The following is a 13,617-nucleotide window of genomic DNA, read 5'->3' as shown; positions in this document are numbered from 1 at the left end:
GATTGTGTAGTTTGACTACTATTTTTTAGTTATGGTTCTTTGTAAAAACACATAACTAGTTGATTTAATAGGATTAATTGTATTAATCTGCTGTGGTTGTCTGGATTGATTGTTCTACTATCGTGATGTATATTGTCTACAAAACCCATCCTTGATCTGCCAACCCAGGATTTTCTTATGACTAAGCAACTTACACAAGTTTCCCCGCACGCCCAAGATTGGTACCGCGAAGCGATTATTTACCAGGTTTACCCGCGCAGCTTCAACGATACCAACGGTGACGGCATAGGAGATATACCTGGTATTACGGCAAAGCTGGACTATATCGCATCGCTGGGCGTAGACATCGTCTGGATCTCGCCTTATTTCAAATCGCCGATGAAGGATTTCGGCTACGACATCGCCGATTACTGCGACGTCGACCCGATGTTCGGCACGCTGGCCGACTTCGACGCCATGGTCGCCCGCGCCCACAGCCTGGGCCTGAAGATCATGATCGACCAGGTGATGGCGCACACGGCCGAGGAACACGCCTGGTTCAAGGAAAGCCGCGCCAGCCGCGACAACCCGAAAGCCGACTGGTATGTGTGGTCCGATCCCGCGCCGGACGGCAATCCGCCGAATAACTGGATGTCGGTGTTCGGCGGTTCGTCGTGGCAGTGGGATACGCGCCGTCGTCAATACTATTTACACAATTTCCTGGTCAGCCAGCCGCAGCTCAACTTCCACAACCCGGAAGTGCAGCAGGCGCACCTGGACGCGCTGCGTTTCTGGCTGGAGCGCGGCGTCGACGGCATCCGCCTGGACGCGTGCAACTTCCACTTCCACGACCTGGAACTGCGCAGCAATCCGCCGGCCGTCAACCGCGACACCGCCACCGTTTCCGACGTCAACCCGTACGGCATGCAGGCGCACGTCTACGACAAGAGCCGTCCGGAGAACCTGCCGTTCCTGCAAAAGCTGCGCGTGCTGCTGGATGAGTACAAGGCGGTCGCCATCGGCGAAGTGGGCGCCGACGATTCGCTGGCCGTGATGGCCGAGTACACCGCCGACGGCGACAAGCTGCAGATGGCCTACAGCTTCAACCTGCTGGTGCCGACCTGCTCGTCGCACTACATCCGCAAGCAGGTCGAGAATTTCGAAGCGCGCGTGAAGGGCGGCTGGGCTTCCTGGTCGGTCGGCAATCACGACGTGCAGCGCGTGGCGACCCGCTGGGGCGGACCGTCCGCGCCGGTGGCGTTTGCCAAGATGATCCTGGCGATGCAGCTGTCGCTGAAAGGCACGCCGTGCCTGTACCAGGGCGACGAGCTGGCCTTCGCCGAAGCGGACGTCCCGTTCGAGCTGCTGCAGGACCCGTATGGCATCACTTTCTGGCCGGAGTTCAAGGGCCGCGACGGCTGCCGCACGCCGATGGCCTGGACTGCCGGCGCCAATGGCGGCTTCACCGAAGGCAAGCCATGGCTGCCGGTATCGCCGGACCACCTGGCCAAGGCGGCCTCGGTGCAGGAAGGCGACGAGGGCTCGTCGCTGGAATTCACGCGTAAGTTCATCGCCTGGCGCCGCAAGCTGCCGCAGCTGACGCGCGGCGCCATCCAGTTCTTCGACGCGCCGGAACCGGTGCTGGCGCTGCGCCGCGATGCCGAGGGCGAGCGCGGCATCATCGCCGTGTTCAACCTGGGTTCGGAGCCGGTCAGCTGCACGCTGCCGCAGGCGGTGGGCGCCGAGCAGATGGAGGGCTACGGCCTGCCGGGCACGGTGGTGGACGGCCAGGTGCAGCTGCCGGCCTTCGGCGCGTGGTTCGGCTACGCCCGCTAAGGGAGGCGTAGTGAGAGGGAAGCGATACCTTTTCGCATCGTTTCCTTCTTAACATCTGGTATTTCGGGTATGCTTCCGCCTACTGTTTTGACTGAATCGATGATGAAACAAGCTGAAGTGGATCAAAAACTGAACCGTACCGCCTTTGCCGACGGCCCGCGCCTGCTGGCAGACATCGGCGCCACCCACGCCCGCTTCGCATTGCAGACCGCCCCCGGCGAGTTCCGCGCAGTGCGCGTGCTCAAGTGCGATGACTACACAGACATCGTCGCGATGTTGCGCTCCTACCTGTCGGACCATTCCGATATCACGCTGAACCACGCCGCGCTGGCGGTGGCCAATCCGGTCAGCGGCGACCACGTGCGCATGACCAATCGCGACTGGGAATTCTCCACCGACGAAGTGCGCCGCGCGCTGGGCCTGCACACGCTGCTGGTGGTGAACGACTTTACCGCGCTGGCGATGTCGCTGCCGGGCCTGAAGCCGTCCGACCTGATGCAGGTGGGCGGCGGCAAGCCGGCGTCCAATTCCGTGATCGGCGTGCTGGGGCCTGGTACCGGCCTCGGTGTGTCGGGCGTGATTCCGACCGTCGACGGTTTCGTCACGCTGGGTTCGGAAGGCGGCCACACCAACTTCGCGCCGGCCGACGAGCGCGAATATTCGATTTTGCAGTACGCCTGGCAGACCTGGTCGCACGTATCGACCGAGCGCCTGATTTCCGGCCCCGGCATGGAGATCATCTACCGCGCCATCGCCAAGCGCAACGGCCGCCAGGTGCGCGACCTGACGTCGCAGGAGATCATGGCCGGCGCGCTGACCGACAAGGATCCGCTGTGCCTGGAAGTGCTGGAATGCTTCTGCGCGATGCTGGGCGGCGCCACCGCCAACCTGGCCGTGACCTTGGGCGCTTTCGGCGGCATGTTTATCGGCGGCGGCATCGTGCCGCGCATGGGCGAGTGGTTCGCCTCGTCGCCGTTCCGCACGCGCTTTGAAGCCAAGGGCCGTTTCACCAGTTATCTGTCGGAGATTCCGACCTATGTGATTACCACGCCGAACCCGGCGTTTTATGGCGTGGCGACGATTCTGTCCGAGCACTTGCGTGGACGCAGCGGCGCCAATACCTTGATGGAGCGCGTGCAGCATTTGCAGCACGAGCTGACCCCGGCCGAGCAGCGCGTGGCGCAGCTGGTGCTGGAGCAGCCGCGCCTGGTGCTGAACGAGCCGATCGCCGACATCGCCCGCCTGGCCGAAGTGAGCCAGCCGACCGTGATCCGTTTCTGCCGTTCGCTGGGTTTCCTCGGTCTAGCCGATTTCAAGCTGAAGTTCGCCAGCAGCCTGACCGGTGCGATTCCCGTGCGCCACAGCCAGGTGCGCGTCAGCGACAGCACGCATGATCTGAGCGCCAAGGTTATCGATAATACTGTTTCCGCGATTCTGAAATTCCGCGACCAGCTGGACGTGCGTTCGCTGGACAAGGCGATTGCCCTGGTGGCCAAGGCCAAGCGGGTCGAGTTCTACGCGATGGGTAACTCGCGGGTGGTGGCGCTGGATGGCCAGCACAAATTCTTCCGCTTCCGTATTCCGACTTCGGCGTATGGCGATTCGCATCTGCTGACGCTGGCGGCCGAGCTGTTGAATCCGGGCGATGTGGTGATTGCCATTTCCAATTCCGGCAAGCTGCCGGATCTGCTGGCGGCCGTAGATGCGGCGCGCGCGGCGGGGGCGGATGTCATCGCCATCACGTCGAGCAACTCGCCGTTGGCCAAGAAGGCCAGCGTTTGCCTGGCGGTCGATCACAGCGAGGACAGCACGACCTTCCTGTCGATGATTTCGCGCATCCTGCAACTGCTGTTGATCGACATCCTGTCGGTCGGCATCTCGCTGGACAGCCAGAACTCGCGCCTGGTGGTCGAACACAAAGCCGCCACAGGCGACGACAATCGCCGCCTGCTGATCTCCCACCTCGACAGCTAAGTCCGCAGCTGGGCGACGTAGTGCTGCACCGCGTGCAGCATGAACGTCGCCAGCTCGGGATGGATCTTGTCGAAGTTGGCTTTGAAGCGCGGATCCTCGGAGTAGATGGCGGCCAGGCCGGTCAGCTGCTCCACCTGCGGCACCCAGAAATACTCCATATGATCCCGCCAGCGCTGCACGATGGCCTGCACCGCGGCGCTGTCCGCTCCCTGCGGCATGGCCGCGACCATATCGGTATAAACAGTATTCCCTTCCGCCATGATGGCGTCCTGCTTGGCCTTGCTGTACGCACCCCATTGTTTGTTGGACGCCTTGACGGTGGCGGCGTCGTAACGCTGCTCCGCTTCCTGCGCATATGCCTGCTGCTCCGGCTTGTTCAAGCCCGAGAATAAACCTTCGCTGTTCATGATCTGCTTTCCTTGCAAGTGGAGGATGGTGTTGTCCACAGTCGCAATCAGGCCTTGCAGCCGCTCGCTTTGATTGCGCAACGCTTCCTTGTGACTGAGCAGGGCCGCCATGACATCGAAATCGTCCCGGTCCATCAGCTTGCGTATCTCGGCCAGCGGCACGTCCAGCTCCCGGTAGAACAGGATCTGCTGCAAGCGCAACTGCGCCGCCTCGCCGTAGTAGCGATAACCGTTGTCGCCGACGCGCGATGGCTTCAGCAAGCCGATCTCGTCGTAGTAGTGCAGGGTCCGGGTGGTGACGCCGGTCAGCTTGGAAAGTTGTTTTACTGTGAGCATGGACGGATGGTGAACTCTGACGTGGCGTGAAGGTCAAGCACAAAAATTATACAAAAAAGTCCTTGAACTCTTCCGTAAACAAGTTAAGATATATCTCAATAAGTTATATCTTAACTTATCATATCGTAAGGAGTTCGAGAATGTTTAGATTTCTACATCACCAACACCGCCATCACGCCACGCATGGCGACCATCACCACCATCGCGGCGGTGGCGGCCGTGGCCGTGGTCCGAAGATGTTCGACGCCGGCGCCATGCGCTACATCGTGCTGCAGCTGATCGCCGAAAAGCCGCGCCACGGCTATGAAATCATCAAGGAGCTGGAGCAGCGTTCCGGCGGCGGCTACACGCCCAGCCCGGGCGCCATCTATCCGCTGCTGTCGATGCTGCTGGACATGGGCCATGTGGTCGCCACCGCCGACGGCAACAAGAAGCTGCACACCATCACGCCCGAAGGCGAGGCCTTCCTGGCCGAGAACCGCCAGTTCGTCGACGCCATCGTGGCCCGCATGAGCGATCCGGCCGAGTCGCGCGACGACCTGCGCACCATCATGCATGAGCTCAAGCACGCCGTGATCGCGCAGGGGCAGGAGAACCATCCCAGCGCAGCCAAGCTGGAGCTGATACGCGCCATCCTGCGCCGCACCACCGCCGAAATCCTGGCGCTGGATTAACCGGCGCACGAAGGGAGCACAATAATATGCAAGCAAATTCCCCTCTGACCCTGCCGCTGCCGGAAGCCCGCGAGCGCATCGTGCTGTGGCTGCTGGCGCTGACGCAGTTCACCGTCATCATGGACTTCATGGTGATGATGCCGCTGGCGCCGCAGTTGATGCGCGCCTTCTCCATCGAGCCTGCTGCCGTGTCCGGCGCGGTGTCGGCCTACGCGTGGTGCGCTGGCCTGTCCGGCCTGCTGGCCTCGATGTATATCGACCGCTTCGACCGCAAGCGCCTGCTGCTGGCGATGTTCGCGCTGTTCACCTTGTCCAACCTGGCTTGCGCGGTGGCGCCCAACTTCCATGTGCTGGTGCTGTCGCGCGCGTTTGCCGGGCTGACCGGCGGCGTGCTGGCCTCCATCATCATGGCCATCATCGGCGACCTGATTCCTGTCCACCGGCGCGGTGCAGCCACCGGCATCGTGATGACCTCGTTCAGCCTGGCCGCCGTGGCCGGCGTGCCGACCGGCGTGATGCTGGCCGCGCACTACGGCTGGGCTTCGCCGTTTTATCTGCTCGTGGTGTTCTCGCTGCTGATCTGGTTCGCCGCCTGGCGCGTGCTGCCATCGCTGAACGGCCATTTGACGCGGCGCGTGCCGCTGTCCGAAGTGCTGCCGAACCTGGTCGGCCTGTACCGCGTGCCCGGCCATCTGAAGGCCTTCCTGCTGTCTGGCATCAACATGATGACGGGCATGCTGGTGATTCCCTTCATCTCGCCTGTGCTGGTCAGTAACATCGGCGTGCAGCCGGCCGAGATCACCTTTGTGTATCTGGCCGGCGGCGTGGCCACGCTGTTCAGCGCGCGCATGATAGGCAAATGGTCGGACCGCGTCGGCGCGCACCGCGTGTATCGCTACATCGCGCTGTTCTCGATCCTGCCGATGATGTTCATGACGCACATGCCGGTGATGCCGCTGGTGGCTGTGATCCTGTTCTTCCCGTTCTTCATGACGGCCATTTCGGGACGTAACATCCCGATGCAAGCCCTGATGACGACGGTGCCGGATCCGGCCAAGCGTGGCGCCTTCCTCAGTTCCAACTCGGCGATACAGCAAGTGGGTAGTGGTGTCGGTGCGCTGCTGGGCGGCTTGACGCTGCATACCGATGCGGCCGGCCATATCGTCGGCTACGGCCTGAACGGCTGGATCGCAGCCGGACTGACCTTGTTCTCGGTACTGTGGATAGGGCAGGTGGGCGCAGCCGCGAAGGCCGCGCCGGTGGTGGAAGCTAAAGTCGCTTAACCGTCGATGCCGGTGCGCTTGGCGGGGTGTTTTTCACGGCGCCAGCGCGCCAGGCTGATGACTTCGTCGGTGCTGGCGTCTTCCACCAGGATTTCCTCGTCGCTCGACGAAACCAGGAAGCTTTCCCAGCGCTGCGCCGCATCGCTGCTGTTTTCCACAAAGCTGAACTGCCAGTAGCTCTTGCCGTTCAGCTTGCGCGGGGCCGGGTCGTATTCGATCAGAGCCCCGTGCGATTTTCCACCCGAGTTTTTCTCCACGATGGCCGACCAGGCTTGCAGTTCCGGCAGCGCCATCAAGGCAGCGGCGGCCTGTTCCTTGGTACGCAGATGCTGCACCTCGGCCGAAGCCGGCTGCGCCGCATTGACGGCGGCACGCGGCGCGGCCGTCGCCGCAGCGGGCGCCGAAGCCGACGCCGATCCGCTGGCGCTGGCCGGCAGCTTGGCCTGGGCCGGCAAGACCTGCGATTCAGCCGGCGTCATGTTGGCGAAATAGACACCCCCGCCCAGCAGCAACACACCGGCAACGGCGCCTGCAATGAACAGATTTCGGGTGGACGGGGTGCGAGATTCCATAAACGGGGAGGCCTGGGCAATTTTGTTGCGGTCATACTAAACCAAAGGCATCTAAGGGGCAACTTTTACCGGCCTCAGCGGCCTCTGGCTATATCTTTTTGATATTAGTCGGGCGAGATAATTCATTGGAGGCGGGGCCGGCTTTTTCGTACCATGACGGCAGTATCAGTTAAGGACTGCATAGTGGACAAAAAAATACTGGGGATAGACTGGGGCACGAGCAACCGTCGCGCCTATCTGATCGACGAACACGGCGCCTGCCTGGCCGAGCACGAGGATGGACAGGGCATGCTGGCGGTCGGCGGCCGCGAGCGTTTCGGCGCTTCGCTGGCCGGATTGCTGGCGACCATGGGCGTGGGCCCGGATGTGCCGGTGATCATGTCCGGCATGGTCGGCAGCGCTTCGGGCTGGCAGGAGGTTCCCTATCTGGACAGCGCCGTGCCCTTGCAGCGCCTGCCCGTCCATTTGGTACCGGTGGCTGATGCCGACTGGGCCGGCCGCTGCCGCATCGTCCCCGGCTATTGCTACCGCAGCGGCGACGCCGTCGATGTCATGCGCGGCGAGGAGACCCAGTTGCTGGGCGCTGTCGCGCTCGGCCATCGCGACGGCTGGCTGGTGCTGCCCGGCACCCACAGCAAATGGGTGCTGCTGCGCGACGGCTTGATCCAGTCGCTGTCCACCTACATGACCGGCGAACTGTTCGCCATGCTGTCGGCGGGCGGTACGCTGTCGTCCATGATGGGCGGCGATGCCTCGGACGCGGAAGGCTATGCCATCGGCCTGAGCCAGGCCGGCCGCAATGAACCCTTGTCGAATACGCTGTTCCGCGTGCGGGCCGGCGTGGTCTCGCGCAGCGCACCGGCCGCGCAGGCTCCGGCCGTGGTCAGCGGCTTGCTGATTGGCGCAGAATTCTCCGCCGCCGCCAGCGCGCTGAAACAGGCCGAGGCCGGCGGAGCTGCCCGCATCACCGTCATCGGCTCGCCGGCGCTGGCCGCCCGCTATGCCGTGGCCGCCGCACACTTCGGCTTGCAGTGCGAGGTGCTCGATCCCCATCGTGTGTATTGCACCGCGATTTCCCAATTCATCAACCAGGCTTGAACATGACTCCATCCCATCCAACCGTCCCGCTGGTCGCCATCCTGCGCGGCCTGCAACCTGCGGAGGCGGTCGCCGTCGGCAAGGTGTTGCACCAGGCCGGCTTCCGTGCGCTGGAAGTGCCGCTGAACCGGCCCGGCGCCATCGAATGCATCGCCGCGCTGGTCAAGGAACAACTGCCGGACACGCTGATCGGCGGCGGCACCATGCTCAACGTCGGCCACGTCGAGGCGGTGTATGAAGCGGGTGGCCGCCTGCTGGTTTCGCCGAACTGCAATCCCGCCGCGATCCGCCGCGCTGCCGACCTGGGCATGTATTGCGCGCCCGGCGTCGCCACGCCGACCGAAGCGTTTGCCGCGCTTGATGCCGGCGCCCATGCGCTCAAGCTGTTCCCGGCCGACATGGTCGGCCACAACGGCCTGAAGGCCTTCAACAGCGTGGTGCCCGCCGGTACGCCGATGTGGCCGGTCGGCGGCATCACGCCGGACAATATGGAAGGCTGGGTGCGCGCAGGCGCCACCGGCTTCGGCATCGGCGGCCAGTTGTACACGCCGGGCGTGAGCCTGGACGAACTGGGCCAGCGCGCCGCCGCTTACGTGAGCAAGTGGCGCGCATTGGCCGTATGATGGCGGATTCGACATTCGGAGTAAATTTGATGAGTCAGCATGAAGTGCAATGTATCTGGGAAGTCCGCGCGCAACTGGGCGAAGGCCCGCTGTGGGTGGCGGAACAAAATCGGCTGTACTTCGTCGACCTGAAAAGCCAGAACCTGCACGCGCTGGACGCGGCCAGCGGCCAGCGCCTCAGCTGGGCCATGCCGGATTACATCTGCTGGCTGATCGCGCGCCGCGACGGCGACGGCTTCATGGCCGGCCTGCGCGACGGCATCGCCCGCGTGTGGCTGGAACCCGAGCTGCGCATCGAATACCTGGCGCGTCCGTTCCCGGCCGACAGCGGCCTGCGCATGAACGACGCCAAGGTCGATCAGGCCGGCCGCATCTGGGCCGGTTCCATGCACAACACCGATTACGCGCAGGCCATCGGCAAGCTGTTCCGCCTGGACCACGACCTGTCGCTGACGGTTGCCGACGAGGACTACCACATCTGCAACGGCCCGGCCTTCAGCCATGACGGCGCCACCATGTACCACACCGACAGCTACGAAGGCCGCACCTACGCCTATCCGCTGGAGGCTGACGGTACGCTGGGCACGCCGCAGCTGTGGCGCCAGTTCGGCGACGGCGAAGGCTCGCCGGATGGCATGACGGTCGATAGTGAAGGCTGCGTCTGGATCGCGCAGTGGGGCGGTGGCCGCGTCTGCCGCTATTCGGCGGATGGCGAGTTGTTGCAGACGATACGCGTGCCGGTGCGTAATCCCGCCTCGTGCACCTTCGGCGGCGACGACCTGAAGACCTTGTACATCACCACCGCGCGCGAGGACAACACGCCGGAGCAGTTGCAAGAGTTCCCGCTGACCGGCGCGCTGTTTGCCGTGCGGGTGGACGTGGCCGGCGTGCACGCCGCGCGCTTCGGCTAGCAGTACTCCTGCCTGTTAAAATTCGGGACTCGATATCAATGGTCCCATCATGCAGAAACCAGTCCTCCGCTATTTACACCTTACTCCCGACAGCGATCTTCCCGCGCTGGAAGGCCTGTCGCAATTCAAAGCCGTGCTGGTGGTCGAGGCCGATGTGGCGGAGATGACGATGTGGGAGACCAGCCGCGCGCTGGTCGCCGCTGGTTGCGCGTATGCGCTGGCGTGGGGGAAGGAATGCGAGTCCTGGCGCGAAGCCATCGAGGACGCCAGCCTGGAAGCCGTCAACTACGAAGACGTGCCGGACGAGCAGCTCGTGGTCGTCACCGCGCACGAGGACGAAGAGCTGAGCGAAGCGTTCTGGTTCGCCCAGCACCGCGCCGTGCACCCCGCCCATGAACTGCGCGAAACGCTGATCCTGCACATCGCCGACACCCCGCGCCGCGAGGAACTGGAAGCGGAGTACCGCGACGCTTGAACAGGCGAGCGCACCTTTGAATGCGCTCAGACCGTATCCCTCCGCCCCATGCTACATCTGCCATCCAGGGATTGCGGAGCTCGATGGCGGAGGCGGCGAAATGAACAACAAGGACATTTATTATTCATGCGTGACATTGATCGCCTATGAGATCAGCCAGTGGTTTTATAACGAGATCCACTATGTCTGGTGTACGCCTTACTTCGACCCGCCGTCGAGATTAAATCCCTACAACTCGGTACCGCCAAGCTCAAATCCGCGTGCGCTTTATTGGAGCCTCATGAAAGATGTGGAGGCATTGGACTTGCATTCGTCCAGAATAAATACAGTCCGTGCTGGCATTCAGCGCGGCGCAGCCAGCCGGCTACATCAAGGTATGATTGGGGCTTCTCAGTACAGGGAAATATTAAAGTTGATACGGTTGGCTCAACCTGCCAATTTTAAGCCCCTCATGCTGGTGATTCCGGGGGCGCCAGTCACCGCCATGTTAAATGCTGTGACTGTGGCACAGCGAGCCAGTCTTTTCTCTGAAGAGTACATCATCGAGAGTTTGCCAAGAAATCTCTTTGATGCGATTGAACTATGAGTCGGAGTCAGTCATGGACATTCTTACTTATGTCGAGACAGCACCTGAGGATACGGCGTTCGCTGTAATTTATTATTGCATGCGAGCTTTGGACCAGGCCGGCTTACCCGAAGAGCAGCAGCGCGATATTTTCTTTGATGGACCGTCCAACCCACCCACAACGGAAAGCATCAATCTAACCCGGGCGATTCTGGCCGCCATCGAAGAAGCAGAGCATATGCCCATTGACGATCTGGACCGGAAGACTGCCGAAGCCTATATCCGCAACGCCGGGGCGGCAATGGATACGATGATCACGCGCATGGAAGGATACGACGAGGCCAGAGGCAAGGAACTATTGCGAAGAATGGAAGCCGCATCGCTGATTGCGTTGTAGCCTCCGCGGCTGGCTCACAACGACAGTCACATGTCCGCAGGAAGATCTTTCAATGCCTTGGGGGCATAGAGCGCACTCTGGAATTCTGGGACATATTCGTACTTCATCATCTTCCCCAGTTTGAGCGACTTGAGGTATGTCGAGAAGCTGCCGTCACTGAGTTTCAAATTCACCGCGTCGGAACTCGTACTGGACGCATGCGTAAGCTGTTTCGAAATCGCATAGCCAAATGTCAGTTGCCCATCCTGGTCGATGTTGGTGAAGCTGCTCTTCACCAGTTCAGCTGCATGCGACACGTCGCTTAACTTCTTGCCTTCAAAAATGAAATCTATTTCGCCCGAGTCGCTGTCCGTTACAGTGAAAGAAAATGATTTGTCCGTTTCCTTGAGTTCAATGCTCGTCCGCCATTTCGGCAGGTTATATCCGACGACCCCTCTCACTCTGGCGAGTTCGGTATTCACCGGGAGCTTCAGTACATAGCCCCAGAAATCGCCAGAGGATGCCTGGCTCATCAGCGTAAGCGGGCCAAAGCTCGATTTGCCTGGCTTGTTCGTGACGATGGAGAGCGAAATCTCGCTATAGCTGTCGTTGTCGCAGTAATCGTAGGTGTAAGCGGTCAACGCGACCACGCCACGCCCCGGCCAGATCTGCAGCGGTTGAACTTCCTGCAGGATCTTCTCCGGCATCAGCTCGCGCAAGCGGTCGAGATTTGCCGTGAACACAGCGGTAATCTTGCGGTTCTTGTAGTAGAAGTTTGGTGAATACGATTCGAAACCGATGTCGACCTTTTCCTTCTTGATGCCCTTGAACCAGCTGAGGTCGACGTCCGGAGCTTCCGAGGCGACCACGGACAATGGAGGGTTGGAGCGAAAACGGTCATACAGACCGCCCGCAACCACGGGCACATCATGACCGCCAATGTGAATGAGAACCTGCTTGGGTTCAGTTAAATTCTCAGCCCATGAAGGAGCTCCAACGGAACTCAAGATCAATCCCGAGACCGCTGCGGTTTTTTGGATATTCATGCTCTACACCTTAAAAGTGGAAAAAATTATTCGACGCGCCCGTTCACAGCACCGGAGAGCTGTTCATCCGGCGGCGATATTTTTTGTTTTGAATTCTGGTTTGCAGTCGCTGTTCGACCAGCGCCAAAACAGGCGGGATATTGGGATTGGAAGATTTCCCTCTGCTGAGGCGGCGCAGCTGGTGCTTCACCATCGCCATGTGGGCCGCGGAAGCCATGACCTTGTTTTTCCATGTGACGGCGCGCAGCATCGTGGTCGCCGTCTGGTCCGAGCGCCAGGCTTCAGGCAATTTCGGATTGAGCGCGAGGGCGGTTCCCATGCCTACCATATCGATGCCGCTGTTCAGGACTTCTTCCGCGATCGGGTAGCGGCGTATGCCACCAGTGACCATGATCGGCATTTCCGCCACGGTGGCTATGTCCTTGGCAAACTCCAGGAAGTACGCCTCACGGGCTAGCGTCTTCCCATCGCGAGCCAGTCCATTCATCGCCGGGGCCTCGTAGCTGCCACCGGAAAGTTCAATCAGATCCACCGCCAATGGGTTGAGCATGGCAACGACTTCTTTTGCGTCGTCGGTACTGAAGCCGCCGCGCTGAAAGTCCGCCGAGTTGATTTTGATGGCGACGGCGAATTCCTTGCCCACGGCTTGCCGAATTTCTTTGACAATATCGATCAGCAGCCTGGCTCGGTTTTCAAGGGAGCCACCCCAGTGGTCAGTGCGTTTATTGGTGATCGGAGACAGGAACTGGCTGATCAGATAGCCATGCGCGGCATGAACTTCCACGCCGTTGAATCCAAATTCCTTTGCCAATTGCGCGGTCCTGACGAATCTGCGCTTCACATCGGTAATGTCGTTTTCGCTCATCTCTCGCGGTGTGGAAAACTGACTGGACAGATTGCCAAGGTCCATTGCGATGGCCGATGGCGCCATCGTTTCTTGTCCAAGCGCTGCGGGCATCTGGCGCCCCGGGTGGTTAATCTGCATCCAGATTTGAGCGCCATGAGAACGCGCCGTGCTGGCCCATTCCTTGAAGCGGGGAGCAAATTTTTCCGACTCAAGAACCACGCCACCGGGCCCCGTCATTGCCCGGCGGTCTATCATCACATTGCCAGTGATGATCAAGCCGACGCCACCTTCCGCCCACGATTGATACAGCCGAATCAGCCCGTCCGAGGGGGCCTGGTTTGGGTCGGCCATGTTTTCCTCCATCGCCGCTTTGGCCAAGCGATTCTGAATGATGGTGCCGTTAGGTAAAGCAAGCTCACTAAAGGGATTCATTGCGACCTCCTGAATGACAATGACTCCACAATAAGCTTTAAGCTAACTTCAAGGTCAAGCCCCAATCCAAACAATTTTAGAATCGGGACCCGGTATCATGAATTGCTTGACCTTCAACTGGGCTTTAACCTTATAGTAGGCTGCGCCAGGAGCGCAAACCCCAGACACGGCAGTCCATATGAG

The 13,617-nt window shown here is 61.0% G+C and carries 14 protein-coding genes; 10 read left to right on the top strand and 4 right to left on the bottom strand.

All coding sequences use genetic code 11. The features are described from left to right. Positions 1-177 precede the first annotated feature (177 nt). Complete coding sequence (locus GEV01_RS16220; protein ID WP_152806278.1) at positions 178-1,815, top strand: alpha-glucosidase; 1,638 nt, start codon at positions 178-180, stop codon at positions 1,813-1,815. Between the two features lie 102 nt (positions 1,816-1,917). Further along, complete coding sequence (locus tag GEV01_RS16215; protein WP_043481341.1) at positions 1,918-3,789, top strand: glucokinase; 1,872 nt, start codon at positions 1,918-1,920, stop codon at positions 3,787-3,789. Here the strand turns inward: GEV01_RS16215 and GEV01_RS16210 are convergent. Then, complete coding sequence (locus GEV01_RS16210; RefSeq protein WP_152806276.1) at positions 3,786-4,532, bottom strand: MerR family transcriptional regulator; 747 nt, start codon at positions 4,530-4,532, stop codon at positions 3,786-3,788. The genes GEV01_RS16215 and GEV01_RS16210 overlap by 4 nt on opposite strands. Positions 4,533-4,672: 140 nt before the next feature. Here GEV01_RS16210 and GEV01_RS16205 point away from each other — a divergent pair, with 140 nt between their 5' ends. Both GEV01_RS16205 and GEV01_RS16200 read left to right on the top strand, forming a co-directional pair. Next, the gene (locus GEV01_RS16205; protein WP_152806274.1) at positions 4,673-5,206 is read left to right on the top strand and encodes a PadR family transcriptional regulator; all 534 of its coding nucleotides are present in this window, start codon (positions 4,673-4,675) and stop codon (positions 5,204-5,206) included. A gap of 26 nt (positions 5,207-5,232) precedes the next feature. Beyond that, positions 5,233-6,489: an MFS transporter gene (locus GEV01_RS16200; RefSeq protein WP_152806272.1), complete on the top strand. Its 1,257-nt coding sequence runs from the start codon at positions 5,233-5,235 to the stop codon at positions 6,487-6,489. Here the strand turns inward: GEV01_RS16200 and GEV01_RS31120 are convergent. Then, a complete protein-coding gene (locus tag GEV01_RS31120) occupies positions 6,486-7,061 on the bottom strand; it encodes a hypothetical protein (RefSeq protein WP_235914390.1) in 576 nt (191 codons plus the stop codon). The genes GEV01_RS16200 and GEV01_RS31120 overlap by 4 nt on opposite strands. A gap of 183 nt (positions 7,062-7,244) precedes the next feature. Between GEV01_RS31120 and GEV01_RS16190 the strand changes: the two genes are divergently transcribed. From GEV01_RS16190 to GEV01_RS16165, 6 genes are all read left to right on the top strand, one after another. Continuing rightward, complete coding sequence (locus GEV01_RS16190) at positions 7,245-8,159, top strand: 2-dehydro-3-deoxygalactonokinase (protein WP_328595532.1); 915 nt, start codon at positions 7,245-7,247, stop codon at positions 8,157-8,159. 2 nt (positions 8,160-8,161) lie between these two features. After that, the gene (locus GEV01_RS16185) at positions 8,162-8,782 is read left to right on the top strand and encodes a 2-dehydro-3-deoxy-6-phosphogalactonate aldolase (RefSeq protein ID WP_152806267.1); all 621 of its coding nucleotides are present in this window, start codon (positions 8,162-8,164) and stop codon (positions 8,780-8,782) included. Between the two features lie 29 nt (positions 8,783-8,811). Further along, positions 8,812-9,693 (top strand): SMP-30/gluconolactonase/LRE family protein, encoded by an 882-nt coding sequence (locus tag GEV01_RS16180; protein ID WP_152806266.1) that lies wholly within the window; start codon positions 8,812-8,814, stop codon positions 9,691-9,693. Between the two features lie 49 nt (positions 9,694-9,742). Then, positions 9,743-10,168 (top strand): DUF7684 family protein, encoded by a 426-nt coding sequence (locus GEV01_RS16175; RefSeq protein WP_152806264.1) that lies wholly within the window; start codon positions 9,743-9,745, stop codon positions 10,166-10,168. Between the two features lie 100 nt (positions 10,169-10,268). Beyond that, positions 10,269-10,754 (top strand): hypothetical protein, encoded by a 486-nt coding sequence (locus GEV01_RS16170; protein WP_152806263.1) that lies wholly within the window; start codon positions 10,269-10,271, stop codon positions 10,752-10,754. Between the two features lie 13 nt (positions 10,755-10,767). Continuing rightward, entirely contained in the window at positions 10,768-11,130 is a 363-nt protein-coding gene (locus GEV01_RS16165; RefSeq protein WP_152806261.1) for a hypothetical protein, read from the top strand. Between the two features lie 26 nt (positions 11,131-11,156). Here GEV01_RS16165 and GEV01_RS16160 read toward each other — a convergent pair whose 3' ends face one another. After that, on the bottom strand, positions 11,157-12,155 hold the full coding sequence (locus GEV01_RS16160; protein ID WP_152806259.1) for an acetoacetate decarboxylase (ADC): 999 nt from the start codon (positions 12,153-12,155) through the stop codon (positions 11,157-11,159). Positions 12,156-12,198: 43 nt separating this feature from the next. Then, positions 12,199-13,434 carry an NADH:flavin oxidoreductase/NADH oxidase family protein gene (locus GEV01_RS16155; protein ID WP_152806257.1) on the bottom strand — a complete coding sequence of 412 codons (1,236 nt, stop codon included), beginning with the start codon at positions 13,432-13,434 and terminating at the stop codon, positions 12,199-12,201. Positions 13,435-13,617: the final 183 nt, after the last annotated feature.

The sequence above is a fragment of the Rugamonas rivuli genome (assembly GCF_009380165.1).
GTDB lineage: Bacteria > Pseudomonadota > Gammaproteobacteria > Burkholderiales > Burkholderiaceae_D > Rugamonas > Rugamonas rivuli.
The sequence above is the reverse complement of the archived record's forward strand: the minus strand, read 5'-3'. Positions and strand labels throughout refer to the sequence as shown.

Bases quoted from the DNA above. Each gene is read 5' to 3' on its own strand.
- GEV01_RS16180 (WP_152806266.1), top strand. From the start codon at position 8,812: ATGAGTCAGCATGAAGTGCAATGTATCTGGGAAGTCCGCGCGCAACTG.
- GEV01_RS16160 (WP_152806259.1), bottom strand. From the start codon at position 12,155: ATGAATATCCAAAAAACCGCAGCGGTCTCGGGATTGATCTTGAGTTCC.
- GEV01_RS16170 (WP_152806263.1), top strand. From the start codon at position 10,269: ATGAACAACAAGGACATTTATTATTCATGCGTGACATTGATCGCCTAT.
- GEV01_RS16200 (WP_152806272.1), top strand. From the start codon at position 5,233: ATGCAAGCAAATTCCCCTCTGACCCTGCCGCTGCCGGAAGCCCGCGAG.
- GEV01_RS16175 (WP_152806264.1), top strand. From the start codon at position 9,743: ATGCAGAAACCAGTCCTCCGCTATTTACACCTTACTCCCGACAGCGAT.
- GEV01_RS31120 (WP_235914390.1), bottom strand. From the start codon at position 7,061: ATGGAATCTCGCACCCCGTCCACCCGAAATCTGTTCATTGCAGGCGCC.
- GEV01_RS16210 (WP_152806276.1), bottom strand. From the start codon at position 4,532: ATGCTCACAGTAAAACAACTTTCCAAGCTGACCGGCGTCACCACCCGG.
- GEV01_RS16205 (WP_152806274.1), top strand. From the start codon at position 4,673: ATGTTTAGATTTCTACATCACCAACACCGCCATCACGCCACGCATGGC.
- GEV01_RS16155 (WP_152806257.1), bottom strand. From the start codon at position 13,434: ATGAATCCCTTTAGTGAGCTTGCTTTACCTAACGGCACCATCATTCAG.
- GEV01_RS16185 (WP_152806267.1), top strand. From the start codon at position 8,162: ATGACTCCATCCCATCCAACCGTCCCGCTGGTCGCCATCCTGCGCGGC.
- GEV01_RS16215 (WP_043481341.1), top strand. From the start codon at position 1,918: ATGAAACAAGCTGAAGTGGATCAAAAACTGAACCGTACCGCCTTTGCC.
- GEV01_RS16165 (WP_152806261.1), top strand. From the start codon at position 10,768: ATGGACATTCTTACTTATGTCGAGACAGCACCTGAGGATACGGCGTTC.
- GEV01_RS16220 (WP_152806278.1), top strand. From the start codon at position 178: ATGACTAAGCAACTTACACAAGTTTCCCCGCACGCCCAAGATTGGTAC.